The following is a 26,270-nucleotide window of genomic DNA, read 5'->3' as shown; positions in this document are numbered from 1 at the left end:
AGTTTCTTGGACAACCAGCGCAATCTCATCTTCGCCGTGGTTCTGTGCGGCATCATGATCCTGCTGTACGATACGGCGATCAGCTATTTCTATCCGGCCCCGCCCGAGACTGAGCAGACCGAGCGTGCGACCACGCCCGAACAGCGTGCGGGACAGGAAATCGCCAGTGAGTCGGGCGTCGCGCCCAGCGTGGCGCAGCAGGCGATCGATCTCGACGAGGCGCTTTCCTCGGGCGACCGCGTGCGGATCGACGCGCCGCGGGTCGAAGGCTCGATCAACCTCGTGGGTGCGCGGATCGACGATATCGAGCTGAAGGATCATCGTGCCACGGTCGACGAGGACAGCGGGCCGGTGCAGCTCTTCGCGCCTGCAGGAACGCCGATCCAGAACTTCGCGCAGTTCGGCTTCGTGGGTGAAGGCACTGATGTGCCCGATGCGCGCACCGTCTGGCAGGCGAGCGGCGGGACCCTGTCGCCCGGCAATCCGGTCGACCTGCGGTGGGACAATGGCGAAGGCCAGCGTTTCCTCATCCGCCTGTCGATCGACGACAATTACATGATCACCGCGCAGCAGACGGTCGCCAATTACGGCGACGGGCCGGTGGTCGTCTCCCCCTTCGCGACCATCACACGCACGAGCCTGACCGCGAGCCCGAGCACGTGGATTTCGCATTCGGGCCCGATCGGGACGTATGATGGGACGGTCGATTACGGCCCCGATTACGACGATCTGGCCGAAGAGGGCGCGGTTTCGGGCGAGGGCAACGCCGCCTGGCTCGGTTTTACCGACGTCTACTGGCTGGGTGCGCTCATTCCCGAGAACGGCACGGGGCTCGACACCGGCTTCCGCTCGCTGGGCGACGACCTGTTCCGCGCCGACATGATCTACGATCCGATCACGCTGCGCCCCGGCCGCCAGATCAGCCGCACCTCGCAGCTGTTCGCCGGCGCCAAGGAAAGCCAGGTGCTCGACGCCTATCAGGAAGCGGGCATCGCGCAGTTCGGCCTCGCGATCGACTGGGGCTGGTTCCGCTGGTTCGAAAAGCCGATCCTGTGGCTGCTGCGCACGCTGTTCGATCTGGTCGGCAATTTCGGCGTCGCCATCATCCTGCTCACCTGCTGCGTGCGCGGCCTCATGTTCCCGATCGCGCAGAAGGGCTTCGCCAGCATGGCGAGCATGAAGGCGATCCAGCCGGAGATGAAAAAGCTTCAGGAAAAGCACAAGGACGACAAGGTCAAGCAGCAGCAGGAAATGCAGAAGCTGTTCAAGGACCAGGGCGTCAACCCGGTCGCGGGCTGCCTGCCGATGCTGTTGCAGATCCCCGTGTTCTTCGCGCTGTACAAGGTGCTGGTCCTCGCGATCGAGATGCGCCACCAGCCCTTCGTCCTGTGGATCGAGGATCTGTCCGCGCCCGATCCGGCGCATATCCTGAACCTGTTCGGCATGCTGCCCTACGAAGTGCCGGGCTTCCTCGCGCTGGGTCCGCTCGCCCTGCTGCTCGGCTTCACGATGTGGCTGACCTTCAGGCTCAACCCGTCGAGCATGGACCCGATGCAGCAGCAGATCTTCAGCATCATGCCATGGGTGCTGATGTTCGTGATGGCGCCGTTTGCCGCAGGCCTGCTGCTCTACTGGAACACCTCCAACCTGCTGACGCTGGCGCAGCAGAAATACCTCTATTCCAAGCATCCCCAGCTCAAGGCGGCGATGGACAGGGACAAGGCGGAGAAGGAAGCCAAGGCCCGCGACGAGACCGCATCGGAAGGAAAGACGTGAGCGCCGCCGGCCACGGCCCGCAGACACCGGAAGAGGTCGCGGCGGCGCGGATGGTGTCGGGCCGGGTCGAATTCCTGCTGAGCGCGCCGCAGCTCAAGTTCCTGCCCGAACCGACCGTGCCCGAGATTTCGCTCGCCGGCCGATCGAACGTGGGCAAGAGCTCGCTCCTCAACGCGCTGACCATGCGCAAGGGGATTGCGCGCGCCTCGGTGACGCCGGGACGCACGCAGGAGCTGAATATCTTCGAGGTCGGCGAACCGACGCAGTTCCGGCTGGTCGACATGCCCGGTTACGGCTTTGCCAAGGCGCCCAAATCGGTGGTCGAGAAATGGCAGGGCCTCGTGCGCACCTACCTGCGCGGGCGGCAGGTGCTTTCGCGCGCTCTCGTCCTCGTCGACAGCCGCCACGGGTTGAAGGACAGCGACCGGGCGATGATGAAAATGCTCGACGAGGCGGCGGTCGGCTATCGCATCGTCCTGACCAAGAGCGACAAGATCAAGGCGAGCGCGCTCGACGCGGTGCACGAGATGGTGGCGGCAGAGGCGAAGAAGCACCCCGCCGCCTTTCCGGAAATCCACCTAACCAGTGCCGAAAAGGGGCAGGGCATCGCGGCCCTGCGCGCTGCGGTGGTGGCTGACGCGCTGACGCCCTAGGTTCGGGCGCGCTCGACAGCACTCAGGAGGCGTTCTACGCGATTGCCCGTAGACAAGAGGCCCGGCCGGGAAGCGACATGAAACTGATCATCGGCAACAAGAACTATTCCAGCTGGAGCCTGCGCGGCTGGCTCGCGTGCAAGCAGGCGGGTCTGTCATTCGACGAGATCACCGTGCCCCTGTTCGGCGAGGATTGGGAGGCAAAGAAGCGCAGCGATGGCGAACTGACCCCGTCATCGGGCAAGGTGCCCGTGCTGTGGGATGACGAGGCCGTGGTGTGGGACAGTCTCGCCATCCTCGAATATCTTGGCGACAAGGTCGGCCGCGATCGCTTCTGGCCGAAGGACGATGCGGCGCGCGCGCTGGCCCGCGCGATGGTCGCCGAAATGCACAGCTCGTACCTTTCGCTGCGGCGCGAGTGCCCGATGAACATCCGCACCCGGCACGAGAATGTGAAGATTTCCGAAGCGACGAAACAGGATGTGGTCCGCATCCTCGGCCTGTGGGCGGAGGCACGCGCGCGCTTCGGCAGCGGCGGCCCCTTCCTGTTCGGCACCTTCGGCGCGGCGGATATCTTCTACGCGCCGGTCGTCAGCCGTTTCATCACCTATGGCTTCGGTGTACCCGGCTTCGCGCAGAGTTACATGCAGGCGGTCTGGACGCACGACTGGCTCCAGCAGTGGATCGGCGCCGCAGAGGACGAACAATGGGTCATCGAACAATACGAGAGCGTACCCGCCGCCTGATCGCGCGCATCCTTGCGGCGCTGGCTGCGCTTGCAATCCTGCTCCCCTCGCCGGCGAGTGCCTGGGGTTTCTTTGCCCACGGCGTCACCGCCGAAATCGCGCTGGCGAATATCCGGCCAGAGACGCGCGCGAAGCTCGACCGGCTGTTCAAGGCCGAGTCGCAGATCGGCACGCCCGACTGTCCGCTCGGCAACCTGATTGAGGCCGCGACCTGGCCCGACTGCATCCGGCGCGAGGGCTGGCGCTGGGGCTATACGGCCGCTTGGCACTACCAGACCGAGCCGGTCACCGAAGAATACGACGCGGGCAAGAACTGCTCCGGCGGCAATTGCGTCAGCGCTCAGGTGACGCGCAATTTCCGCATCCTCGCCGACGAGAGCCTGCCCGACAATGTGCGTCTGGAAGCGCTCGCCTTCGTGGTCCATTTTGCGGGCGACATCCACATGCCGCTGCATTCGGGCGATCTCGACGACCGGGGTGGGAACGACCGCGAGGCGGCTTACGGTATCGCGCCGGGGCTCAACCTGCACTGGATCTGGGACGGCCCGCTGGCCGAACGCGCGATCACGTCCGCGCGGCCAGCCCTCGTGCGTCGCTACACCGCCGCCGAGCGTGCCGAGCTGGCGGGCGGCGATCCTGCCGACTGGGGACGCGAGAGCTGGGAGACCTCGCGCGATTTCGTATATCCCAATGCTTTCGACCGCAGCCCGCTGGATGGCCCGCTGCCCGATGAGACCGCGCTGACGCAGGAGGATATCGAGGCGGCGATTCCGGTCTCGCAGCGCCGTGTGACGCAAGCGGGCCTGCGCATCGCGGACCTGCTCGACCGTGCGATGGCGCCCGGCCCGCTGCCGGAGCCGGAAGACAACTAGCCTGAAGAGGGTTAGGGCGTCCGCTTCGCGGCGTAACGCGTGCCATCCTTGCGCGCGTAGCCTGCGGCATCGAAGACCATGTCGATATCGGGATATTCGCCCGAGTCCTCGTCCTTCGGACCCGCGCCGATCGCTACGAAGACGCAATCGGCATCGCTGCGGTTCTGGAGGTGGTGGCCGTTTTCCTCGCCCGCGGGCCAGGCGAGGATATCGCCGGGGCGCACGATGCTCTCACCGTTGCCTGCCCCGGACCCCGATCCGGGGTCTTCGACCAGTACCGCCTCGCCCGCCAGCATCACCACCAGCTCGTCCTCCGCGCTGTGCCAGTGCCGTTGGCTCGACCACGCCCCGGGCTTCAGCACGACATGGCTCGCGCCCATGCGCGTCAAACCGGCTACCGGCGTGAGGCGGCGATACCAGCGGCCCTCGACTTCGGCATCGTAGGGCGCGGGGTAGCCGGTCGCATTGGTCTGCGGGATCGCGTCGAGATCGAGCTTGGGCATGGGCGCGCACTCCTGCTAGCGCGACAAGCATGACCGATGTTCTCGAACTCGCCAAGCGGTTGATCGCCGCGCGCAGCGTTACTCCGGCCACCGGCGCCGTGTTTGACGCGCTCGACGCGATGCTGACCCCGCTAGGCTTCGCTGTGCACCGTTTTACGCGTGGTGAAGGCGCTGCTGGCACCGACGAGGCGCCGGTCGAAAACCTGTTCGCCATCCGCGTCGGCGCAGGGCCGAAGCATTTCGCTTTCGCCGGGCACCTCGACGTCGTGCCGCCGGGTGAGGGTTGGGAAAGCAACGCATTCGAGCCAGAGATAAGAGGCGACCTTCTCTACGGGCGCGGCGCGGTCGACATGAAGGGGGCGATCGCGTGCATGGTCGCCGCCGTCGCCGATGTGCCGCCCGAAGCAGGCACGATCAGCTTCATCATCACGGGCGACGAGGAAGGGCCTGCGCTGCACGGGACACGCGCGCTGATCGATTACATGCGCGCCGAGGGCTACGCACCCGACCTGTGCCTCGTGGGGGAGCCGACCAGCGTCAACCGGCTGGGCGACATGATGAAGATCGGCCGCCGCGGCTCGGTGAACATGTGGCTGACCGCCAAGGGGACGCAGGGCCACGTCGCCTACCCGCACCTCGCCGACAATCCGATCCCGCGGCTGGTGGCAGCGATGGCGGAGCTGGAGGCGCTCGTGCTCGACGAGGGGACCGACTGGTTCCAGCCGAGCAATCTCGAGATCACCGATATCGAGGTCGGCAATCCGGCGCACAACGTCATTCCCGGCGAGGCGCGCGCGCGCCTTTCGATCCGGTTCAACGACCTGCATTCGGGTGCTTCGCTCAGCGAGAAGGTCGCCGCGATCTGCGCGCGCCATCAGGTGGAGGTGCGCCCTGTGATCTCGGGCGAGCCATTCCTCACCCCGCCGGGCGATTTCTCCGCGATGGTCAGCGCAGCGGTCGAGGCCGAGACGGGCGTCGCGCCCGAAGCCTCGACCACGGGCGGGACTTCCGACGCGCGCTTCCTGAGGGCCGTGTGCCCGGTGATCGAGTTCGGGCTGGTCAATGCGACGATGCACAAGCGCGACGAGGCGGTCGCGGTCGCGGACCTTTCGGTGCTGGCGCGCATCTACGCGCGAATCGCGCGCGCGGCGCTGGCGAACTGAGCGCGCGCGGGCTTGCCGTCCCCCTCGCAGCCCGGCACTAAGGGCTGAGGACTCTCAGGGGGATATCGATGTTCAAGGCCTGGTTTGCGACGCCTTTGTGGGCGCGCGTGCTGCTCGCTCTGTTTCTGGGTGCGGTCGTCGGATATTTCTGGGGCGAAGATGCCGAGAGCATCAAGATCGTCGGCGATATCTTCATCGATTTCATCAAGATGCTGATCGTCCCGCTGATCTTCTTCAGCATCGTGGCGGGCGTCACCGCGATCGGCGATCTGGGCAAGCTGGGCAGCGTCGGCTGGCGCGCCATCCTGCTCTTCGTCGTGACCGGCCAGGTTGCCGTGTGGCTGGGCCTGGGCCTCGGCACTTTCTTCGCGCCCGGCGTCGGCCTCGACACCTCGGGGATCGAGATGGGCGCGGTGCCCGAGCCTGCGCCGTTCGAATGGCGCGAGATGCTGCGATCGATGATCCCCGTCAGCCCGGTGAAGGTCATGGCGGACGTCAACGTGCTGCCGCTGATCGTCTTTTCGCTGCTGGTGGGCATCGGCATCCTGCTCGCCATGCGGGAGGAGGACAAGGACGGGCCCACCAATGGTGCGGTGGCGGCGCTGGCACGCGCTTTCGATGCCGGCGCGCTGATCTTCCAGAAAATCACGATGGTGATCATGGAACTGACGCCGTTCGGCGTCTTCGCGCTGATCGCATGGGTCGTCGGCACGCTCGGCCTCGATGCGGTCGCCGCGCTGGGCAAGCTGGTCGCGCTCAATTACGCGGGCTGCCTGCTGATCATCGGCGTGATGTACGTCTTCATCCTGCTGTTCTCGCACGTTTCCGTCGTGGGCTTCTTCCGCGGCATGATCGATGCGATCGCGGTGGCCTATTCCACGGCCAGTTCCAGCGCGACGCTGCCCGTCACCCTGCGCTGCACCCAGCGCAACCTCGGCGTCAGCCAGCCGACCTCCAGCTTCATCGTCTCGCTCGGATCGACGATCAACATGGACGGCACCGCGATGTATCTCGGGCTCGCGACCTTGTTCGGCGCGCAGATCTTCGGCGTCGACCTGAGCTGGGCGGATTACGGAATGATCGCATTGCTGGCGACGGTCGGCTCGATCGGAGCAGCGGGCATTCCGGGCGGCGGCCTCGTAATGATGGGCGCGATCTTCACCGCAGTCGGAGTACCGCTCGAAACGATCGCCTTCGTGGCCGGGGTCGACCGCATCATGGACATGATGCGCACCGCCACCAACGTAACCGGCGATGCGACGGTGACCGTGGCCACCGCGAGCATGCTGGGCGAGGTCGACAAGGCGGAATTGGCCAGCGCGGACGATATCTAGAGAAGGACGCTACGAATGACTTTGGAATGCCTGTGCGGCTCGGTCTCGGTAACGCTGGAGCAGCGGCCCGACTTCATCCACGAATGCAACTGCACCTTGTGCCGCAAATCGGGCGCGCGCTGGAGCTATCTCGATCCTGCCGACGTGTCGGTCTCGGGCTCGACAACGGGTTACCGGCGGGCGGACAAGGACACGGCCTCCGCCGAAACGCATTCCTGCCCGACGTGCGGGTCGACCACGCATTTCGTGCTCACCGAAAGCGCCATCGCCGCGCATGGAAACACCATGATGGGCGTCAACATGCGCCTTGCAAATCCTGCGGGACTGGCGGGCATGGAGCTGCGCTTTCCCGATGGAGCGGCGTGGGCGGGGGCGGGTGCGTTCGACTACGTACGCGAGCCGGTCACACTCTAGCCGGGGCCGGCGGGGGCTTTCGTCACTCCCCCATGGTTTCCGGCGCGTCGCTGACCGAATCGACATATTCGATCGGTGTAAATTCGCCGAGGCCGCAGCCCGGGCCGCGTTCGAGCTGCCCGCCGTAATTGTCGACCGCGTAGACGATCTCGCCCCGGCACAGCTCGCCGCCGCGCACTTCGTATGTGATCGCGTCGTTCCGACGCAGGGCCGGGCAGTCGCTGCGCAGGTGATTGCGATAGGTGTCGCCCCCCGTCACGTGGAAATCGATGACGCCGTCGCCGATCACGCGCGAGCTGCGGATGCGCGATGCCGAAAGACAGGATACCGCCTCGCCCGTCACTCGGATATTGGTGTCTTCGTTCGCTTGCGCATAGGTCGGCCCGGTCTCCCCGACAGGCGCACAGGATGCCAGAGGCATCAGTCCGAACAGTGCCGCTACCCGTTTCATCATCCGCTCTCCTTGGATTTGCGCGCTTTGGGCGCTTCTAGCACCTTCTTGCGGAAGCTGCACAGGTCGACGACATCGCAGTGCCAGCATTCGGGCGTGCGCGCCTTGCAGACATAGCGCCCGTGCAGGATCAGCCAGTGGTGCGCGTGGAGGCGGAAGGGGCCGGGCACGCGCTTTTCCAGCTTCGCCTCGACCGCTTCGGGCGTCTTGCCCTTGGCGAGCCCGGTGCGGTTGCCGACCCGGAAGATATGCGTGTCGACCGCGAAGGTCTCCTGCCCGAAGGCGCAGTTGAGAACGACATTGGCGGTCTTGCGGCCGACGCCGGGCAGAGTGACCAGTGCCTCGCGCGTCTCCGGCACCTCGCCATCATGCTCGTCGACCAGCAGGCGCGCCATCGCGATCACGTTCTTCGCCTTGGAGTTGTAGAGGCCGATGGTCTTGATGTGATCCTTGAGGCCATCCTCGCCCAGATCGAGCATCTGCTGCGGTCTCTGCACCTGCGCAAAGAGCGCGCGGGTCGCCTTATTCACGCCCACGTCGGTCGCCTGTGCCGACAGCGTTACCGCAACGAGCAGCTGGTAGGGGTTGCCGTATTCCAGCTCGGTCTCGGGCGCGGGGTTGCTCTCGGCCAGGCGGCTGAAGAATTCGAAGATCTGGTCCTTGGTCATGTCTGTGGGTTCATCGGCCTTGCGCGCATTACCGAAGCCAGCGAATCATGTTGGGGAACGACGCGACCCCCTGCGCCAGCGCGGTCTGCATGTCGGCGCACATGCCGTAATAGCCGAGCATCGGCGCGCCGATGTAATGGCCGGTGGCAAAGGACTGGATCAGCTTCGCACCGTCTTCGCGATAGCCGCCCGAATGGAACAGGTGCTTGAGCGGCAGGTGGCACTGGCGCGCCGCTGCGAAAGACCATGCGATGGCCATCATCTCATCGGTCGGATCGGGTTCGAGCGGACCCAGCGTCGCCCGCTTATCCGACGGGGCGACCGCGATATGTCCCCCTTCGTGCAGCAGGTCGCTCGGCCAGATCGGCGTGTCCGGATCGACCAGCAGGCGGCCGCCCAGGATCGCCAGCCCGTCGAGCAATTGCGTTTCGTCGCCTTCGCCGATCCAGTCGACTTCGATGCCGACATGGTCGAGAAAGGCGAGGCAGCGCGTAGCCGCCTCCGCGCCACCGCCTTCCTCGCGCCAGGCGCATCGCGCTGCCGTCACCCTGCTCACAGCCCCAGCACGTCCTCCATTCCATAGCGCCCCGGCTCGCGCCCGATCAGCCACGCCGTGCCGGTCAGCGCTCCGCGCGCGAACAGGGCGCGGTCCTCGGCCACATGGCTGAGGACGATTCGCTCGTTCTCGCCGGCGAGGATCACGCTGTGCTCGCCTGCCACGGTGCCGCCGCGCAGGGCGACAAAGCCGATGGCGCCTTCGGCCCTTGCCCCGGTGTGCCCGTCTCGCCCGCGCTCGGCATTTTCGGACAGGTCGATCCCGCGCGCATCCGCCGCCGCCTCGCCCAGCAGCAGCGCCGTGCCCGACGGAGCATCGACCTTGCGCCGGTGATGCATCTCCACGATCTCGATATCCCACGCCGGGCCGAGCGCACCCGCAGCCTCGCGCACGAGCTTTGCGAGCATGGTCACGCCGAGCGAGGTGTTGCCCGTCTGGAGCACGGGCACGGCGCGCGCGGCCTCGTCGATCGCGCGGTGGTGGCCCTCTTCCAGCCCGGTCGTGCCGATCAGCAGGGGCACGCCCGCGCCGATCGCGGCATGAAGGTTGCCCTCGAGCGCTTGGGGAGCGGAAAAGTCGATCAGCGCATCGCTTCGGTCGGCCAGTCCGGCCACATCCTCGCCGCGGTCGACGCCGCCTGCCAGCGTATGCTCGCTCGCCTCGATCGCCGCTGCGATCGCCTGTCCCATGCGCCCGTCGCGCCCGATGATTCCGATTGCCGCCATTGCCCTCGCGCCTCGTCAGTGTTTGATGCGCGCCATGGCAGACATTCGCAACATCGTCATCCTGACAGGCGCCGGGATTTCCGCCGAAAGCGGCATCGACACGTTCCGCGACGCGGGCGGGCTGTGGGAAAAGCACCGGATCGAGGACGTGGCGACGCCCGAGGCTTTCGCCCGCAATCCGGCGCTGGTGCAGGGTTTCTACGACGCGCGCCGCGCCGCGCTTATGACCGTGGAGCCCAACGCGGCGCATGCGGCGCTTGCCCGACTCGAAGCGGAGTGGCCGCACGACATGCTGCTGGTCACCCAGAATGTCGACGATTTGCACGAGCGTGCCGGTGCGGGGGGTGTCCTCCACATGCATGGCGAGTTGCGCAGCGCCCTGTGCGCTGCATGCGGCGCGCGGTCGCGCTGGGAGGGTTCGCTAAGCGATGCGCCCGCCTGCCCCGGATGCGGCGCACCTGCACTCAGGCCCGATGTCGTATGGTTCGGCGAAATGCCTTACGAAATGCCGCGAATATACGACGCTCTCGCACGCGCTGACCTGTTCGTGTCGATCGGCACTTCGGGGGCGGTCTACCCCGCGGCGGGCTTCGTGCAGGAAGCCGCGGCGCACGGCGCGCGCACCCTCGAACTCAATCTCGATCGTAGCGAAGGATCGCACTGGTTCGACGAATCGCGGCAGGGGCGCGCGGGCGAACTTGTTCCTGCATGGGTCGACGAGATGCTGGGCGATTAGGCAAAAAAAACGGGCCGGAGAATCGCTCTCCGGCCCGCCTTTTGCGTTCGGATCGGCCGTTTTACGGGCTGACCGCATCCTCGTCGTCGTCTTCGGCGATCAGCAATGCACCGATGCCGATGGCACCGATGGCAAGGATGACCGCAGCGGCACCGATGCCGCCAGCGAGTTCGGACTCGCCTTCGACCGGCGCGGCGGTGCGCGCCGAACCGGGCGCGGCCTGAATGGCGACCGGCGCAATGGCGAGCGATGCTGCGGCAGCAACTGCCGAGATTTTCGCGATTTTCATAATTCTAATTCTCCTGCCTAACGCCGCATAAACTGCGGGGCTCGAAATTTGTTTCGCAGATGCAGCAAAAAATGCGACGAACCGTCCATCTCGCGGGACCAATTATCGATGCGCCTTGCTTCCGTGGGTGGAGCAGGCGCTGCAGCCGGGGTCCTTTGCGATGGTGAGCGTGCGCATTCCAGCGGCCAGTCCGTCCATCAGGTACAGTTTGCCCCATTGCGGATCGCCGAGGCTGCTCGCTCCTTCGAGCAGAACGCGAATCGCCTGCATCGCGGCAAAGCTGCCGACCCAGCCGACCATCGCGCCCAGCACGCCATCCTCCGCACAGGTATCGCAGTCGTCCGCATCGAAGGCATCGCCGACGAAGCACCGGTAGCACGGCCGGTCGGGCAGGTGCCCCGCGAAGGCCCCCACCTGGCCCTGGAAGCGGCCGACCGCAGCGCTCAGCAAGGGGGCGCCCGTCGCCACGCAGGTATCGGATACCGCGAGCCGGGTCGCAAAATTGTCGGTCCCGTCGACCACCAGATCCGCACCTGCGATTCGCGCGGCAGCGTTGGCGGGTTCGATCCGGTCGTCGTAGACATCCGCAGGGATCGCTCCGTCGAAATTGGCGAGCCAGCGGCGCGCGGCGACCGCTTTTGCATGTCCGACATCGCGCGTTGTGTAGATCGTCTGGCGCTGGAGGTTGGAAAGCTCGACATCGCCATCATCGATCAGCGTGAAGCGGCCGACGCCTGCGCCAGCAAGATATTGCAACGCCGGGCTGCCGATCCCGCCGAGGCCGACCAGCGCGACGTGCCTGCCCGCCAGCGCCGCCTGCCCCGCGCCCCCGACTTCGGGCAGCACGATATGGCGGGCGAATCGCTCGAGGCGCTCGGGTGCCAGGCTCACGATCGGTCCGCGCCAGGCTCGGGGCGCTCCTGCACGAAAGCGCCGATACCGAACCACCACAGGAAAGCGATGACGCCGCCCTTCACCGGCTGAAGCATGCCGATCAGCATCGCGACCGCGACCGGCAGGATGATTGCCAGCGTCAGCCACGCCGACATGCCATAGCTGCCGATCATCGCGATCACGATGGGTGCGAGCAGGTGGCCGACCACGAAGATGCCGATATAGGCGGGAAAATCATCGGCCTGCTGGACCGACCAGTCCTGCCCGCAATGCGCGCAGGTGTCGGCGGGCTTGAGCCATGTGCGGAACAGGCGCCCCTCGCCACAACGCGGGCACTTGCCGCGAAGGCCGCGCAAGAGTGCCTCGCCAAGCGCAGCGGGGAGTTTGGGGCGGATGGCGGTGTGGGCGGGCTCGACCATGGACAAGCCTGTTGGCAGCCTGTGCAGCGCCTGTCGACAGCCCTGTGGAGTGGGGCGTCGACGGGCGGCTCACATCATGTCGCTGGGCTGTGGGTGGATCAGCTCTCGAGCTGGCGCAGCAGGCTGCGCACATCGCCATCCATGTCGGCATCGCGGGTGCGCAGATCCTCGATCAGCTTGACCGCATGGATCACGGTCGAATGGTCGCGCCCGCCGAACTTGCGCCCGATTTCGGGATAGCTGCGCGGCGTGAGAACCTTGGAAAGATACATCGCGACCTGCCGCGGGCGCACTACCGCGCGGGTGCGGCGCTTGCTGCTCATTTCCGACCGGTCGATGCGATAGAACTGGCACACGGTGCGCTGGATCTCGTCGATCGTGATCCGGCGGCGGTTGGCCGAGAGGATATCGGTGAGCTGTTCCTCGGCCAGCTGCAGCGAGACCGGCTGGCCGGTCAGCTGGGCATAGGCGATCAGCTTGTTGAGGCCGCCGACCAGCTCGCGCACGTTGCGGGTGATCGTGCGGGCGAGGAAATCGACCACGTCGTCGGGCACGCTCAGTGGTGCGAACCGGGTCAGCTTCGATTCGAGGATCGAGCGCCGCAGTTCGAGGTCGGCAGGCTGGATGTCCGCCACCAGACCCATCGACAGGCGGCTGAGAAGGCGAGGTTCGACGCTGTCGAGCGCCTGCGGCGCGCGGTCGGCGGCGAAGACCAGCCGCTTGCCCTCCGACAGCAGGTGATCGATCGTGTAGAGCAACTCTTCCTGAGCGCTGGCCTTGCCGATGATGAACTGGAGATCGTCGACCAGCAGCAGGTCGAAGCCGCGCAGCCGCGTCTTGAACTCGATCATCCGGTTCTGTTTCAGCGCCTGCACGAACTCGATCATGAAGCGTTCGGCAGAGCAGTAGAAGATGCGCGCGCGCGGGTGCGCGGCGAGGAACTGGTGCCCGATCGCGTGGAGCAGGTGCGTCTTGCCCTGGCCGGTCGCGGCCTTGATGTAGAGCGGCGAGAATTGCGGCTTGTCGTTCGCCGCCATGCGCTGCGCGGCATTGCGCGCCAGTACGTTGGCATCGCCGGTCACGAAGGCGGCGAAGGTGAGCGAGGCGTCGAGGCCGACGCTACTGAAGCCGGGATCGCCGAACCCGCCATCGGACACGACCCGCAGATCCGGCCCGTCATTGGCCGGACGGCGCGAGTCGCCCAGCGAGATGTCCGCCATGCGCTTGCGGCTCGGGTGGATCTCGATCGCGACGGTCTTGATTTCCGAACGCGCAATCTTCCAGGCGAGCGACAGGCGATCGGCAAAGTGCTTGCGGACCCATTCGGCGGCGAATTCCGACGGCAGGTACAGCGCGAGTGTGCCGGTCGCGGCGTCGAAATCGCCGACCTGGATCGGCTTGATCCATTGGCTATGCAGCTGGTGGCCAAGATCCTTGCGCAGCCCGGTACTGATGTCGTCCCAGTCGGCAGCCAGCGCGACGCGCTCCATATCGTCTTCGCCGTCGCCCTTGGAGCGCTTGCGCGCGGGCCCTGCGTTGTCAGAAATCCGTGCCATAACCTGCTACTACGCCTCCGTTTCCGGAAGCGCCTATCGCCCCCGGACTTGGTACCCTCAAGTCAGCTGCATATAGCTTGCCCGTTGCCGCAATCGCCTGATTGGCGAGCGGATCTGCCCGGGCCTTCATAGCCATCTGCTTTGTAGCGCCGGGAGAGTCCCCTTCCCGGCGATGCGAGTTAATAAGCAGGTCTGCGGGGGACATCGCAAGAGCCAATTGGTCGCAGAAATGAAATAAAGCGGATTGACACACCATGCGTGGCGGAGCGCCGTTTAAGTGGCTGTAAATGAGCAATTTCGTCTTTTGCACAACTCTCGAATCGGCGGACTTCCTAGCACCGACTCGGTGCGCTCTGCTTCAGATTCGTGACAGCAACGCAAAAAGGGTCGCCGCACACTGCGGCGACCCCGAAATCGCGGTCGATCTGTTGGTATGGAAGCGGCTAGAGCGCCGAAACGCGCTTCGAAAGACGCGACATCTTCCGCGACGCGGTGTTCTTGTGGAGAACGCCGCGCGCGACACCGCGAGCCAGTTCGGGCTGCGCGTCGCGAAGCGCGTTCTGCGCGGCTTCCTTGTCGCCGCCTTCAATGGCCGCTTCGACCTTCTTCACGAAGGTGCGGATGCGGCTCATGCGCGAACCATTGATTTCGGCACGGCGCGCGTTGCGACGGATGCGTTTGCGGGCTTGCGGCGTATTGGCCATGGTCGTCCTTGTTTCGGGCCGCGAAGCGCGCGGCGCCTGTCGTGTGTTTCAAATCCTGGAAACGGCGATTTCTCACCGGAAGGCGCGGCACATAGGCCGAACGGGGTTCTTCGTCAAGAAATTACCGGCCGTGGTGCGGCCGGTCCTCGTCACCGCTGGCAGCGGGGGCAGTACCAGCTGCTTCGCCCACCCTGTTCGAATCGCCGGATCAGGCCGCCGTCCTCGCGCCGACACACTTGCCCGGTGCGGCCATAGACGTCGAACCGGGTCGCGAAATAGCCGAGTTCGCCATCGGGGCGGACGAAATCGCGCAGGGACGATCCGCCATCGCGAATCGATTGCTCCAGGACCTCGCGAATAGCGGGTACCAGCCGCTCCAGCGCCGCCAGCGATACGCGTCCGCCGGCACGCTTCGGGCTGATGCGCGCCCGCCAGAGCGCCTCGCACACGTAGATGTTGCCGAGCCCGGCGACGATTCGCTGGTCGAGCAGCAGCAGCTTGATCGCCTGCCTGCGTCCGGCGAGCGCGCCCTTGAGATAGGCGGGCGTGAGTGCGGGGCCGAGCGGTTCCGGTCCCATGCTCGCGAAACTGGGCCAGGAGTCGAGCTCGGCGGTGTCGACGAGATCGACCCAGCCAAAGCGACGCGGATCGTTGAGCGCGAATCGATTCGTCTCGGTCTCGATTGTCAGGTGATCGTGCTTGTCAGGCGTTTCGGGGTCGATCCGCCAGCGTCCGCTCATGCCGAGATGGAAGATCAGGGTCCGCGCGCGGTCGGTGTGGATGAGGCCGAACTTCGCGCGCCGACCCAGCCCGGTCACGCGCGCGCCGACCAGCGTCTGGCCCAGCCCGGCGGGGAAGGGGCGACGCATGTCGGGCCGCATGGTGCGAACCGAGGTAAGGATTCGGTCTTCGAGATGGAGGGCGAGCCCGCGGATGGTGGTCTCGACCTCGGGAAGTTCGGGCATTGGTCTTCCGCCGATTGGCAACGTGTCGGCCGTGAATATGGAGGTTCGCCCGGGGCGGTGCCAGCCCTGTGCGGCAACAGGCACAGCTCCGAATAGACGCCACACCAGTTTCGCCGTAAGGCGCTGGGCCATGAGCGATACCGTTTCCTTCGGCTACGAAGACGTCAGCCCCGATGAGAAGACAGCGCGCGTCGGCGGCGTCTTTTCCAATGTCGCAGCGAAGTACGACATCATGAACGATGCGATGTCGGGCGGCATGCACCGCTTGTGGAAGGATCGCTTCGTGCGCCGGGTGAAACCGCGCAGCGGGGAAGCGATTCTCGACATGGCCGGCGGGACAGGCGACATCGCCTTCCGCATGGCCGCCACAGGTGCCGAAGTGACCGTGGCCGACATCAACCAGGACATGCTCGACTGCGGGATCGAGCGCGCGATGGAGCGCGGGATCGAAGGGCTTTCGTGGTCGTGCCAGAACGCCGAGCAGCTGCCCTATCCCTCGCACATGTTCGATGCCTACACGATCGCCTTCGGCATCCGGAACGTGACCTTCATCGATCGCGCGCTGGCCGAGGCGCACCGGGTGCTCAAGCATGGCGGGCGGTTCTTCTGCCTCGAGTTCAGCACGGTCGAATGGCCCGGCTTCAAGGATGCCTACGATCTCTATTCGGAGCGGGTCGTGCCCCAGCTGGGCAAGGCCATCGCGCAGGACGAGGATTCCTATCGCTACCTCGTCGAATCGATCCGCCGCTTCCCGCCGATGGCCGAGTTCGAACAGATGATCCGCGACGCCGGCTTTTCCCAGACGAAGGTCGAGCCGATCATGGGCGGCCTGGTCGCGATCCACTCGGGCTGGAAAATTTGAACGCGTGACACGTCCTGCCCGGCATATCTGGCGCTTGCTCAAATGGGGGCGGATCGCCGCCCGCCACGGTGCGCTGCGCGGAATAGAGAGTGATCCCAACACGCCCGCCCCGGTCAAGCGGCTGGTCCGGATCGCGCGGCTGGGCACCCGCCAGCCCGCGACGCCCGATTATGCAGGGGCCTTTCGCGCGATCGGGCCCGCCGCGATCAAGCTGGGCCAGTCGCTCGCCACGCGGCCCGATCTCGTAGGTGACGAGGCGGCGCAGAACCTGCTGAGCCTGCAGGACAACCTGCCGCCGGTGCCGTTCGAGTCCCTGCGCCCGGTGATCGAATCGACCTTCGTCCAGCCGCTCGACCAGCTGTTTCGCGAAATCGATCCCAATCCGGTCGGCGCGGCATCGATCGCGCAGGTCCACCGCGCCATCACGAGCGACGGACGGCAGGTCGCGGTCAAGATGCTGCGCCCCGGCATCCGCGAACAGTTCGCGCGCGACATCGCGACCTATGAATGGGCAGCCGCGCATGTCGAGGCGATGGGGGGCGAGGCGGCGCGCCTGCGGCCCGCGCTGACCATCGCCAATTTCAAGCGCTGGACCAATACCGAGCTCGATCTGCGGCGCGAGGCGGCGGCCGCTAGCGAGCTGGCCGACGCGATGAAGGGTTTCGCGGGCTATCGCATTCCGGCGGTCGACTGGGACCGGACCAATGGCCGCGTCCTGACGATCGAATGGATCGACGGGATCAAGATGAGCGACCGGGCCGCCTTGGTCGCGGCCGGGCACGATCTGAACTTGCTGGCAGAACGGCTGGTGATCGCTTTCCTCAGCCAGGCGATCACGGAAGGCTATTTCCACGCCGACATGCATCAGGGAAACCTGTTCGTGGAGCCCGACGGCACGATCGCGGCGATCGATTTCGGGATCATGGGCCGGATCGACCGGCGCGCACGCCAATGGCTGGCGGAGATCCTCTACGGCTTGACCACGGGCAATTACCGCCGCGTCGCCGAAATCCATTTCGAGGCGCAATATGTGCCCAGCCACCACTCGGTCGGCGAATTCGCGACCGCACTGCGCGCGGTGGGCGAGCCGATGCGTGGCAAGCCGGTGAGCGAGCTGTCGGTCGGCCAGATGCTCGACGGGCTGTTCGCGATCACCCGCGATTTCGACATGCAGACGCAGCCGCACCTGCTGCTGCTGCAAAAGACGATGGTGATGGTCGAAGGGATCGCCACCCAGCTCAATCCGCAGATCAACATGTGGGACGTCTCAGCGCCCTTCGTGCGCAGCTGGATTCGCGACGAGCTGGGCCCGGAAGCCGCGATTGCGAATCGGCTGCGCGAGGATTTCGACACACTCCAGCGCATCCCCGGGCTGATTCGGCGGCTGGAAGAGAAATATCCGCCCAAGGGCGGCGCGCCCGAGCCGGCGCCCCTGCCCGAGATCGAGCTGGTATGGGACCGCAAGGAACGCCCGTCCGGCCCGGGATGGCTCGGCCAGGCCGCGCTGCTGCTCGCGGGCGCGGGGATCATGGCGGGGCTCTTTGGTTTCGGAGTGATCGGGTGATGCAGGAGGCGGGCGGCATCAAGGTGCTGCTGGTGATCGGCGGCGGGATCGCGGCTTACAAGTCGTGCGAGCTCGTCCGCCTGATCCGCAAGAACGACGGCGAGGTAACCTGCGTGCTGACCGACGGCGGAGCGCAGTTCGTCACGCCCATGACGCTTGCGGCGCTGTCCGAAAATCCCGTGCACACCACGCTCTGGGACCTGAAGAACGAAGTCGAGATGGGGCACATCCAGCTCAGCCGCGAGGCGGACCTGGTGGTGGTCTGCCCCGCCACCGCCAACATGCTCGCCAAGATGGCGATGGGCATTGCCGACGATCTGGCGACCACGTTGTTGCTCGCGACCGACAAGCCGGTGATGGCGGTGCCCGCGATGAACGTGCGCATGTGGCACCACGCCGCGACGCAGGCCAATGTAGCGACTCTGGTCGAGGCGGGCGTCATGGTGCTCGACCCCGACGAAGGCCCGATGGCCTGCGGCGAATATGGCGCGGGGCGCCTGCCCGAACCGCAAGCGATCTGGGGGGCGATCGAGGCCTGGGCGAATGGCGGCACGCAGGCGGGTACGCACCCAGCCGATGCCGATGGGTCCGAGCCGCTGGCGAAGGAAGCACAGGGCGGGCTGGACGGCCTGATCGCCTCGCTCATCCCGCGCGGGACCAGGAAACCGGCTGCGCTCGAAGAGGATGCGCCATTGCTGGCAGGCAAGGGATCGGCCGCGGCTGCGCCCCCAGACGCATCGCCTGCCAACCCTTATGCCTTCGACGGACGGCCGCTTGAGGGACGCCACGTGCTCGTAACCGCCGGGCCTACGCACGAGCCGATCGATCCGGTGCGCTACATCGCCAACCGCTCGAGCGGGAAGCAGGGCTTCGCCATTGCCGCCGCCGCCGCAGCGGCGGGTGCGCGGGTCACGCTGGTCGCGGGACCGGTCAGCCTCCCGACGCCGCCCGGCGTCACGCGGATCGACGTCCAGACTGCGCGCGACATGGCCGATGCGGTGCGCCAATCGCTGCCCGCTGATGTCGCAGTGATGACCGCCGCCGTCGCCGACTGGCGCGCGGCGGACACGCGGGGGCAGAAGATGAAGAAGCGGTCGTCCGCACCGCCCGCGCTACGGCTGGAGGAAAATCCCGATATTCTCGCCACGCTGGGCACCTCGGAGCAGCGGCCGTCGCTGCTGATCGGATTTGCGGCGGAGACCGAGGATGTGGTCGAAAACGCCCTCGCCAAGCGCGAGCGGAAGCGGGCGGACTGGATCGTCGCCAACGACGTCTCCGGCCCGGTCGGTGCGAGCGTGATGGGCGGGGCGGACAATCGCATCCACCTCGTCACCGATAACGGGGTCGAGGACTGGCCCGAAATGGCGAAGGAGGAAGTCGCTATGAAGCTGGTCGGACGGATAGCCGAAGCGCTGGAGCCGCGTGATGACGGATAGCATGGCCGTCCGGATCAAGCGCCTGCCCCATGGCGAGGGGCTGGCACTGCCCGCCTATGCCACCGATGGCGCGGCAGGGATGGATATCTGCGCGGCGGAGGACTGCGAACTGGCACCCGGCGCGCGCCTCGCCGTCGCAACGGGTTTCGCGCTCGCGATACCCGATGGCTACGAGATCCAGGTGCGTCCGCGCTCGGGCCTCGCCTTCAAGCACGGCGTGACCGTGCCCAACACGCCGGGCACGATCGATTCGGATTATCGCGGCGAGCTGAAAGTGCTGCTGATCAACCATGGCGGGGAGAGCTTCAGCATCGCGCGCGGCGACCGGATCGCGCAGGCGGTGCTTGCGCCGGTGACGCGCGCGGCGTTCTCGGAAGTCGACGATCTGGACGAGACCGCGCGCGGCAGTGGCGGTTTCGGCTCCACCGGCGGGCACGCGAAGCTCTGATACGAAAAAGGCGGACCTTGCGGCCCGCCTTTTCCTTATTCTGAAGTGTGGCCCGTTCCTACCGCTCTTCGGGCTTGATCGAGATGCGGACCGTTTCGCCCGAATTGCCGGGGAAGTCGGTGAACATCGCATCGACCAGATTGGGCACGAGATATTGCAGGCGATCGCTCGGCGAAACCGCAGTGGCGGTGCCTTCGAACAGGCGCTCGCCCGTCAGCCGATCCTCGATATCGACCTCGATCTCGCTGGTGTAGACCGTGTAGCTGGTCACGTCGCGATCGCTGAACCACGGATCGTAGAAGCCGTAGCCCCACGGGCCGTAGGACCGGAACGAGCGGCGATACCGATACCAGGGATCGTAGAACGGATCACGGAAGCCACCGCCGGTGGAGCGGATACGCTCGCGGCCATTGTCGACCTCGTAGTCGAAGCGCACCAGCAGGTCGGCGGTTTCGGGGTTGCCGCGCGCGTAGCCGAGCTGGGTCAGCTCCTGCGAGACGAGATCGGCATACTGGCCGAACTCGATGCCGCCCGCGAGCGAGGCATCGTCCGCCACCACCGCGAAGGTCTGGCCCTGCGGTGCGGGAAGTTGCGCCTGGAAGCGCGAGACATCGGCCTGGAAGCCGGTTGCGCAGCCGGTCAGGCCGACACCCATAAGGCCCAGCGCGCCGACGGCTGCGAGAAAGCGTGGAGTTTTCATGAGTCTAGGCCCCTTTATTAGGAGGGGCACCCGGGCGGGGGCGCCCCCGAATAGTGTGGCCGGTTTTCGCTACCGGGCCAAGATACTTTGCGTTATAGGCCAGCGTCCCTGAACGTTCGTTTAACTCATTGAGGGCCTTGTGCTTTTTGGCCCCTGTCAGGCTCAGCCGCGGAGCAGGCCCAGCGCGCGATAGGTTGCGGACAGCGTCGGCGCCGCGCGATCGCGTGCCAGCGCCGCGCCGCGCGCCAGCGCCGCCTCGATCGCCTCGCGGTCGGCCAGCAGTTCGCGAAAGCGCGCCGAGATCGGCGACAGGGTTTCGGCCAGCACTTCGCCCAGCGCAGGCTTGAAGGCGCCGAAGCCTTTGCCCGAATGTTCGGCCAGCACGGCCTGCGGCTCGCGTTCGGTCAGCGCGGCGAAGATCGTCACGAGGTTGAGCGCTTCGGCCCGCGGCTCGAGCTCCGCCATGGTCTCAGGCAAAGGATCGGGATCGGTCTTCGCCTTCTTGACCTTCTTCATGATCGTGTCGGCATCGTCGACCAGGTTGATCCGGCTCATGTCGGACGGATCCGACTTGCTCATCTTGGCGGTGCCGTCGCGCAGGCTCATGATCCGTGCCGCGGCAGGAGGGATATAAGGGTCGGGCAGGGTGAAGAGCGGCGCGTCCGGCTCGCAGAAATCATTGTTGAACTTCTGCGCGATGTCGCGCGCCAGCTCGAGATGCTGCTTCTGATCCTCGCCCACCGGCACGTGCGTCGCCTGGTAGAGCAGCACGTCGGCCGCCTGCAGTACCGGGTAGGCGAACAGCGCCACCGAGGCGCCTTCGCGGTTCTTGCCCGCCTTGTCCTTCCACTGGGTCATGCGATTGAGCCAGCCCATCCGTGCGGTGCCGGTCAGCAGCCATTGCAGTTCGGCATGCTGGGGGACCTGCGCCTGGTTGAACAGGACCGAGCGCTGCGGATCGATCCCGCAGGCGATCAGTGCAGCCGCCATCTCCAGCGTACCCTTGTGCAGCTCCGCCGGATCGTGCGGCATGGAGATCGCGTGCATGTCGGCGAGGAAGAACAAGGCCTCGCTCTCGTCGTCGAGCTCGTCCTGCATCCGCACCCAGTTGCGGATCGCACCGAGATAATTGCCGAGGTGAAGGTTGCCGGTGGGCTGGATGCCGGAAACGACGCGCATTGTGGGATACTCCCTGAAAGACTGGATTGGGCCAGCGCTTCGGCCGGCAAGGATCGGGTGAGCCGGGTCAGGCTTGCCCGCGCCATCGCCCTGTTGGATCAGGGTGGGCCGCCCGCCCGCGCAGCACGAAGCGCGCCGGGGCCGAACGGGTCGGGGTTGGCGTATCAGTCATCGCTGCGGGGCATAGCACAGGCCTGCTAGGGGGCAAGATCGTCCGGCCCGCTGCCCTCGGACCTGCCCGTATCGGGTATGGGGCTCTTGCGGGTCAGCGATACGATGCGCTGCTTGTCGATCGCGCCGATGGCGAAGGCGACGCCGAAATAGACCGCGCCTGCGCAGATCACGAGCGCGATCAGCGCGCCCGCCCGCGCGAACAGGCCTGCATCGTACCAGCCGGTCAGCAGGTCGCGCGCGAACCACAGGGCCGCGCCCATGGCCCCCGCCGCAAGCATCTGGCGCGCGATACGGCCCACAAGCTTGAGCGGTATCCTATAGTAATCGCGCCGGACCAGCACGGCGTAGAGATAGGCGACGTTGATCCACGCGCCGATCACGCTGGCGAAGGCGACCCCGACGACGCCCCAGTCGGCGACGAGGACGAAGTTCATCGCCGTAAACACGACCAGTGAGATGAAGGCCGCGTAGACCGGCGTGCGCGTATCCGACCGCGCATAGAAATTGGGCACCAGCACCTTGACCAGCACGTAGGCCGGCAGGCCGAGGACGAGCATGCCGAGCACGTTGCCGGTGAGGGCCGCCTGTTCGACGCTGAAACGCCCGCCCTGGAAAATCATCGTGACGAAGGGGATCGCGCAGATCGCCAGCGCCACGGCGGCGGGGATCGTCAGCATCATCGCCACTTCGATCGCGTCGGACTGGATTCGGTCGGTCCCTTCCCTGTTCTTCCTGCCGACGAATTTGGACAGCGTCGGCAGGATCGCGGTCGAGAGCGCGATGCCGATGATGCCGAGCGGCAGCTGGTTCAGCCGGTCGGCGTAATTCATGTAGCTGATCGATCCGCTGTCGAGCTGGTTGAGGAAGTACAGCTGCACCAGCGTGTTGATCTGGTACGCGCCGCCGCCGATCGCGGCGGGCAGCGCGATGATGCTCAGCCGCTTCACCTCGGGCGTGATGCGCGGCCATAGCAGCTTCGGCCGGAAGCCTTCGACCCGCGTCCAGTAATAGAGCCAGGCGAGCTGGATCGCCCCGCCCACCGTCACCGCCCAAGCCTGGCTGTAGCCGACCTGCCGCGCGGTCCAGCCCCACTCGCCCATCGCGTAATCGCCGAAGAGCAGCGCGCCGATCAGGACGACGTTGAGGATGATCGGGAAGCTCGCCCCCGGCGCGAAACGGCTGACCGAATTGAGCATGCCCGTGAACAGCGTCACCAGGCTGACCAGCGCGATATAGGGGAACATGATCCGCGCGAAGTCGACCTCCATCGCGAAATCTGCGGGCGGCGAATCGCCGTCGCCCAGCAGGCGGATCACCAGTGGCATGGCCAGCATCATCACCGCGCACAGCGCGATCAGCACCGGCAGGAAGACGCTCAGCACATCGTTCGAGAAACTGCGCGCCTCCTCCAGCCCGCTGTCCGCGTCGCCTGCGCCGTGCAAGCGCTTCGAGAACATCGGCACGAACGCGGCGGAAAAGGCGCCTTCCGCGAACAGGCGGCGGAAGACGTTGGGAATGATGAAGGCCTGGAACCAGGCGTCGGTAACCGCATTCGCGCCGAGCACGCGGGAGAAGATCATCTCCCGCGCGAGGCCCGCGAAGCGGCTGACCAGGGTCAGTCCGCCGATCGTGCCGACATTCCTGAGCAGGCTCATCCGCCCGCCTTTCTATGCGAAAACCGTCAGGCGTCGCTGCCGGGTGTGCTGCCGGTCTGGGCGCCGCCGGCGGCCTCTTCCTGCTGCTTCTGCTGCAGGCGCTGCATGTACAGACCGTTGAAATCGATCGGGTCGATCATCAGCGGCTGGAACCCCAGGTCGCGCGTGGCGTCGGCAACCACGCGGCGGGCGAAGGGAAACAGGATACGCGGCGCTTCGGCATAGAGGAACATGTGCGCCTGGTCGTCAGGCAGGTTGCGGATGCCGACGAGGCCCGCATAGACCAGCTCGATCACATAGAGCTGCCCGGCTTCGCACATGGCAGTGGCGTTGACCTTCAGCTCGACTTCGCTGACCTCGTCGTTGACCGGCTCTGCACCGATGTTGAACTGCAGGTCGATCTTCGGCGCGTCGGTCCACTGGAAGCTGGCCGGCGCGTTGGGATTCTCGACCGAGAGATCCTTGATGTACTGCGCGAGGAAGCCTGCGGACGGGCGGTTGTCCGCGCCGTTGCCGGTGGTCTGCGTGTCGAGATTGGTCAGAACGTCGCCTTCGTCGGCCATGAAACTCACTCTTTCGAATTTGGGTGGTAACCCGGTGATCTGTTTGGCCTGCGCATGGCGCGCCGTGGGCCGCCATTCGCAGTCGTCCCCGGCGCCTAGCAGCCGCCTTCGCGCCTCGCAACGGGCACGAATCGCCGTCCCGCTCGTCGTTCAGGGAGCCACAAGGCCACGTTGTGCATTTGATATCGGCCCCTATGTGTGGGAATGAAAGAAAACACGAAGGGCGCGTCCGGATCATCCCACCGAATATTGCGCGTCCGCGAAAGCCAGGTGCCGTTACAAGTGATCACCGAAATCGTCATTCTCGCCATGATCGCGGTCTTTCTGGGACTGCGGCTCTACTCCGTTCTCGGCCGCCGTGCCGAGCATGAGGAAGAGCCCGTGCCGCATCGATTCGAGGGCAAGGACCCGCGCGGAGCGTCGCAGGCACCGCAGAATGCGCAGGCCCCGGCGCGCGCCGTGACCGAGCAGGAAGCCAAGCCCGACGTGTTGCCGGTGGTCGAGCGCGGCGTGCAGTCGATCCTTTCGGCCGATCGCAGCTTCGACATCGTCACCTTCCTCGAAGGTGCCAAGGGTGCCTACGGCATGATCTTGGAGGCCTACTGGCGGGGCGACAAGGAAACGCTGCGCGAACTGTGCGACGATTCGGTCTACGAGGGCTTCGCCCAGGCCATCGACGCGCGCGAGGAGGCGGGCGAAACGCTCGACAACAAGCTCATCCGGATCGAGGATGCGACCATTCGCGATGCCGAGCTGGAGCGCAAGGAAGCGCGCATCACCGTACGCTTCGTCGCCGACATCGCAGCCGTGACGCGCGACAGCGAGGGCACGATGGTGGCCGGATCGCTCGACGACGCGATTGAGAGCCGCGATATCTGGACCTTCGCCCGCCGCGTCGATTCGCGCACGCCCGACTGGCAGCTGGTCGAAACCGACGAAGGCTAGGAATTCGAGCCAACGCGCTGTCCGGCGCGCAGGGAGGGGACCGATGTTCAAGTGGATGTGGCCCCTCGCGGCCCTGATGGTGCTTTCGAGCTGTGTCGGCCCGGGTGCCGACAAGCCGCCCTTCGATCCGATCGAAACCCCGCCCCCGCCGCCTGTCGAAGGTGCGCTGGCTGCCGGCGTCGAACCGGGCCCCGCCTTCCGCTCGCTCCGGATCGCTCCTGCCGATGCCGCCGCGGCGCTCGGCGCATTCCGCACGAGCTGCGACTGGGCGTCGCAGAAAGAGGATGCGAGCGGCCTGACACGCCCCGGCGACTGGCTGCCCACCTGCACCGCCGCGCTTCGCTGGGAAGGCGATGCGCTGACTTTCTTCGAGACCTATTTTGAAACCGCGCGGATCGGCAGTGGCGAAGCTTTCGCCACCGGCTATTTCGAGCCCGAGATTCTCGGCAGCCGCACGCGCCGCCCGGGCTACGACGTCCCGGTCTACCGCATGCCGGACGATCTGGTGCGCGCCTTGCCTGCCGACATGCCCGAAAGCGAGCGCGAAGGGCGCCCGCCGCTCGGCCGATACGACGAGAACGGCGACTTCGTGTCCTACTACACGCGTGCCGAGATCGAGGATGGCGCGCTCGCCGGGCGCGGCCTCGAAATCGCGTGGGCGGCCGACGCGGTCGAGATGTTCTTCCTCCAGATCCAGGGATCGGGCCTGCTGCGGCTGCCCGACGGCACCCGCATGCGGATCGGCTATGCCGGGCAGAACGGGCGCGGCTACACCGGCATCGGCGGGCTGATGCGCGAGCGCGGCCTGCTGGGCGACGGGCCGGGCCAGTACCCCGGATCGATGCAGGGCATCGTGCAATATCTCAACGAGAACCCCGTGGCGGGCAAGGCGCTGATGCGCGAGAACGAGAGCTGGATCTTCTTCCGCGAGCTGGACACGTCGGGCCCGCTCGGTTCGCTGGGTGTGCCGGTCACGCGCGAGAACAGCGTGGCGGTCGATCCGCGCTTCGTGCCATATGGCGCGCCGGTGGTGCTCGACATGGATCGCGACGTGGCGGACGGCATGTGGGTGGCGCAGGACACCGGCGGCGCGATCAAGGGCGCCAACCGCTTCGACACCTTCTGGGGCAACGGCCCGGGCAGGGGCGGCGATGCGCGCGAGATTGCGGGCGGAATGAGCGCGCGCGGCAATGCGCTGGTGCTGCTGCCCAAGGGGACTGTCGCACGCCTCAACGGGCGATGAGACCGCCGCGCAATTTTCCGAGAGGTCTGTCCGAGGAAGAGAGTGCTGCCTGGGCGAAGCTCGCCGAAAGCGTGACT

The 26,270-nt window shown here is 66.3% G+C and carries 29 protein-coding genes; 14 read left to right on the top strand and 15 right to left on the bottom strand.

The genetic code is table 11. The features are described 5' to 3' along the window. The first annotated feature begins 6 nt into the window (after nucleotides 1-6). From yidC to DL238_RS01380, 4 genes are all read left to right on the top strand, one after another. Nucleotides 7-1,776: a membrane protein insertase YidC gene (gene yidC / locus DL238_RS01395; protein WP_115490629.1), complete on the top strand. Its 1,770-nt coding sequence runs from the start codon at nucleotides 7-9 to the stop codon at nucleotides 1,774-1,776. A 50-nt stretch (nucleotides 1,777-1,826) separates the two neighbouring features. After that, nucleotides 1,827-2,429, top strand: coding sequence for a ribosome biogenesis GTP-binding protein YihA/YsxC (yihA, locus tag DL238_RS01390; RefSeq protein ID WP_115492702.1), 603 nt, complete (start codon nucleotides 1,827-1,829; stop codon nucleotides 2,427-2,429). A gap of 77 nt (nucleotides 2,430-2,506) precedes the next feature. Next, the gene (locus DL238_RS01385; protein ID WP_115490628.1) at nucleotides 2,507-3,175 is read left to right on the top strand and encodes a glutathione S-transferase family protein; all 669 of its coding nucleotides are present in this window, start codon (nucleotides 2,507-2,509) and stop codon (nucleotides 3,173-3,175) included. Further along, nucleotides 3,136-4,047 (top strand): S1/P1 nuclease, encoded by a 912-nt coding sequence (locus DL238_RS01380; protein WP_115490627.1) that lies wholly within the window; start codon nucleotides 3,136-3,138, stop codon nucleotides 4,045-4,047. Before DL238_RS01385 ends, DL238_RS01380 begins: the two co-directional genes overlap by 40 nt. 11 nt (nucleotides 4,048-4,058) lie before the next feature. Here the strand turns inward: DL238_RS01380 and DL238_RS01375 are convergent, their stop codons facing one another. Next, nucleotides 4,059-4,550: a cupin domain-containing protein gene (locus tag DL238_RS01375; RefSeq protein WP_115490626.1), complete on the bottom strand. Its 492-nt coding sequence runs from the start codon at nucleotides 4,548-4,550 to the stop codon at nucleotides 4,059-4,061. Between the two features lie 29 nt (nucleotides 4,551-4,579). Here DL238_RS01375 and dapE point away from each other — a divergent pair, with 29 nt between their 5' ends. From dapE to DL238_RS01360, 3 genes are all read left to right on the top strand, one after another. Beyond that, nucleotides 4,580-5,713, top strand: a complete 1,134-nt coding sequence (dapE, locus tag DL238_RS01370; RefSeq protein WP_115490625.1) for a succinyl-diaminopimelate desuccinylase — start codon at nucleotides 4,580-4,582, stop codon at nucleotides 5,711-5,713. 68 nt (nucleotides 5,714-5,781) lie between these two features. Continuing rightward, complete coding sequence (locus DL238_RS01365; RefSeq protein ID WP_115490624.1) at nucleotides 5,782-7,047, top strand: dicarboxylate/amino acid:cation symporter; 1,266 nt, start codon at nucleotides 5,782-5,784, stop codon at nucleotides 7,045-7,047. 15 nt (nucleotides 7,048-7,062) lie between these two features. Continuing rightward, nucleotides 7,063-7,461: a GFA family protein gene (locus DL238_RS01360; RefSeq protein ID WP_115490623.1), complete on the top strand. Its 399-nt coding sequence runs from the start codon at nucleotides 7,063-7,065 to the stop codon at nucleotides 7,459-7,461. Nucleotides 7,462-7,483: 22 nt separating this feature from the next. On the opposite strand, the gene DL238_RS01355 is transcribed toward DL238_RS01360, so the two are convergent. The 4 genes from DL238_RS01355 to dapB are packed head-to-tail and all read right to left on the bottom strand — an operon-like array spanning nucleotide 7,484 to nucleotide 9,861. Further along, on the bottom strand, nucleotides 7,484-7,915 hold the full coding sequence (locus DL238_RS01355; protein WP_147290967.1) for a hypothetical protein: 432 nt from the start codon (nucleotides 7,913-7,915) through the stop codon (nucleotides 7,484-7,486). After that, nucleotides 7,912-8,580: an endonuclease III gene (gene nth / locus DL238_RS01350; RefSeq protein WP_115490621.1), complete on the bottom strand. Its 669-nt coding sequence runs from the start codon at nucleotides 8,578-8,580 to the stop codon at nucleotides 7,912-7,914. Before nth ends, DL238_RS01355 begins: the two co-directional genes overlap by 4 nt. A 28-nt stretch (nucleotides 8,581-8,608) precedes the next feature. Then, nucleotides 8,609-9,136: a hypothetical protein gene (locus DL238_RS01345; RefSeq protein WP_115490620.1), complete on the bottom strand. Its 528-nt coding sequence runs from the start codon at nucleotides 9,134-9,136 to the stop codon at nucleotides 8,609-8,611. After that, entirely contained in the window at nucleotides 9,133-9,861 is a 729-nt protein-coding gene (gene dapB / locus DL238_RS01340; protein ID WP_115490619.1) for a 4-hydroxy-tetrahydrodipicolinate reductase, read from the bottom strand. The genes DL238_RS01345 and dapB overlap by 4 nt, the downstream gene beginning before the upstream one ends. A 34-nt stretch (nucleotides 9,862-9,895) precedes the next feature. Here dapB and DL238_RS01335 point away from each other — a divergent pair, with 34 nt between their 5' ends. Continuing rightward, nucleotides 9,896-10,597 (top strand): NAD-dependent deacylase, encoded by a 702-nt coding sequence (locus tag DL238_RS01335; protein ID WP_115492701.1) that lies wholly within the window; start codon nucleotides 9,896-9,898, stop codon nucleotides 10,595-10,597. A 61-nt stretch (nucleotides 10,598-10,658) separates the two neighbouring features. On the opposite strand, the gene DL238_RS01330 is transcribed toward DL238_RS01335, so the two are convergent. The 6 genes from DL238_RS01330 to mutM all read right to left on the bottom strand — a co-directional run bounded on the left by DL238_RS01330 (nucleotide 10,659) and on the right by mutM (nucleotide 15,424). Continuing rightward, entirely contained in the window at nucleotides 10,659-10,886 is a 228-nt protein-coding gene (locus DL238_RS01330; protein WP_115490618.1) for a hypothetical protein, read from the bottom strand. Nucleotides 10,887-10,988: 102 nt separating this feature from the next. Then, the gene (locus tag DL238_RS01325; RefSeq protein ID WP_181883779.1) at nucleotides 10,989-11,777 is read right to left on the bottom strand and encodes a HesA/MoeB/ThiF family protein; all 789 of its coding nucleotides are present in this window, start codon (nucleotides 11,775-11,777) and stop codon (nucleotides 10,989-10,991) included. After that, the gene (locus DL238_RS01320) at nucleotides 11,774-12,199 is read right to left on the bottom strand and encodes a DUF983 domain-containing protein (RefSeq protein ID WP_115490617.1); all 426 of its coding nucleotides are present in this window, start codon (nucleotides 12,197-12,199) and stop codon (nucleotides 11,774-11,776) included. The genes DL238_RS01325 and DL238_RS01320 overlap by 4 nt, the downstream gene beginning before the upstream one ends. Nucleotides 12,200-12,297: 98 nt before the next feature. After that, nucleotides 12,298-13,755, bottom strand: coding sequence for a chromosomal replication initiator protein DnaA (gene dnaA, locus DL238_RS01315; RefSeq protein WP_115490616.1), 1,458 nt, complete (start codon nucleotides 13,753-13,755; stop codon nucleotides 12,298-12,300). A 443-nt stretch (nucleotides 13,756-14,198) separates the two neighbouring features. After that, a complete protein-coding gene (rpsT, locus tag DL238_RS01310; RefSeq protein ID WP_115490615.1) occupies nucleotides 14,199-14,459 on the bottom strand; it encodes a 30S ribosomal protein S20 in 261 nt (86 codons plus the stop codon). A 149-nt stretch (nucleotides 14,460-14,608) separates the two neighbouring features. Beyond that, nucleotides 14,609-15,424 (bottom strand): bifunctional DNA-formamidopyrimidine glycosylase/DNA-(apurinic or apyrimidinic site) lyase, encoded by an 816-nt coding sequence (gene mutM, locus DL238_RS01305; RefSeq protein ID WP_115490614.1) that lies wholly within the window; start codon nucleotides 15,422-15,424, stop codon nucleotides 14,609-14,611. Between the two features lie 130 nt (nucleotides 15,425-15,554). Here mutM and DL238_RS01300 point away from each other — a divergent pair, with 130 nt between their 5' ends. From DL238_RS01300 to dut, 4 genes are read left to right on the top strand one after another with little or no spacing between them, the layout of a single operon-like run. Beyond that, complete coding sequence (locus DL238_RS01300) at nucleotides 15,555-16,286, top strand: class I SAM-dependent methyltransferase (RefSeq protein WP_115490613.1); 732 nt, start codon at nucleotides 15,555-15,557, stop codon at nucleotides 16,284-16,286. Nucleotides 16,287-16,290: 4 nt separating this feature from the next. Beyond that, nucleotides 16,291-17,850: a 2-polyprenylphenol 6-hydroxylase gene (gene ubiB / locus DL238_RS01295; protein WP_115490612.1), complete on the top strand. Its 1,560-nt coding sequence runs from the start codon at nucleotides 16,291-16,293 to the stop codon at nucleotides 17,848-17,850. Beyond that, on the top strand, nucleotides 17,850-19,286 hold the full coding sequence (locus DL238_RS01290; RefSeq protein ID WP_115490611.1) for a bifunctional phosphopantothenoylcysteine decarboxylase/phosphopantothenate synthase: 1,437 nt from the start codon (nucleotides 17,850-17,852) through the stop codon (nucleotides 19,284-19,286). Before ubiB ends, DL238_RS01290 begins: the two co-directional genes overlap by 1 nt. Further along, nucleotides 19,276-19,734, top strand: a complete 459-nt coding sequence (dut, locus tag DL238_RS01285) for a dUTP diphosphatase (protein WP_115490610.1) — start codon at nucleotides 19,276-19,278, stop codon at nucleotides 19,732-19,734. The genes DL238_RS01290 and dut overlap by 11 nt, the downstream gene beginning before the upstream one ends. Before the next feature lie 58 nt (nucleotides 19,735-19,792). On the opposite strand, the gene DL238_RS01280 is transcribed toward dut, so the two are convergent. The 4 genes from DL238_RS01280 to secB all read right to left on the bottom strand — a co-directional run bounded on the left by DL238_RS01280 (nucleotide 19,793) and on the right by secB (nucleotide 24,005). Next, nucleotides 19,793-20,434 (bottom strand): DUF4136 domain-containing protein, encoded by a 642-nt coding sequence (locus DL238_RS01280; RefSeq protein ID WP_234030916.1) that lies wholly within the window; start codon nucleotides 20,432-20,434, stop codon nucleotides 19,793-19,795. A gap of 162 nt (nucleotides 20,435-20,596) precedes the next feature. Then, entirely contained in the window at nucleotides 20,597-21,613 is a 1,017-nt protein-coding gene (trpS, locus tag DL238_RS01275) for a tryptophan--tRNA ligase (protein WP_115490608.1), read from the bottom strand. A 197-nt stretch (nucleotides 21,614-21,810) separates the two neighbouring features. Continuing rightward, a complete protein-coding gene (murJ, locus tag DL238_RS01270; RefSeq protein WP_115490607.1) occupies nucleotides 21,811-23,442 on the bottom strand; it encodes a murein biosynthesis integral membrane protein MurJ in 1,632 nt (543 codons plus the stop codon). Nucleotides 23,443-23,468: 26 nt separating this feature from the next. Then, nucleotides 23,469-24,005, bottom strand: a complete 537-nt coding sequence (secB, locus tag DL238_RS01265; RefSeq protein ID WP_115490606.1) for a protein-export chaperone SecB — start codon at nucleotides 24,003-24,005, stop codon at nucleotides 23,469-23,471. A 282-nt stretch (nucleotides 24,006-24,287) separates the two neighbouring features. Here secB and DL238_RS01260 point away from each other — a divergent pair, with 282 nt between their 5' ends. Beyond that, a complete protein-coding gene (locus tag DL238_RS01260) occupies nucleotides 24,288-24,950 on the top strand; it encodes a Tim44/TimA family putative adaptor protein (RefSeq protein WP_147290966.1) in 663 nt (220 codons plus the stop codon). Between the two features lie 43 nt (nucleotides 24,951-24,993). Further along, a complete protein-coding gene (mltA, locus tag DL238_RS01255) occupies nucleotides 24,994-26,193 on the top strand; it encodes a murein transglycosylase A (RefSeq protein WP_115490605.1) in 1,200 nt (399 codons plus the stop codon). The last annotated feature ends 77 nt before the right edge of the window (nucleotides 26,194-26,270 follow it).

It is taken from the genome of Alteriqipengyuania lutimaris, assembly GCF_003363135.1.
Lineage (GTDB): Bacteria > Pseudomonadota > Alphaproteobacteria > Sphingomonadales > Sphingomonadaceae > Alteriqipengyuania > Alteriqipengyuania lutimaris.
The sequence above is the reverse complement of the archived record's forward strand: the minus strand, read 5'-3'. Positions and strand labels throughout refer to the sequence as shown.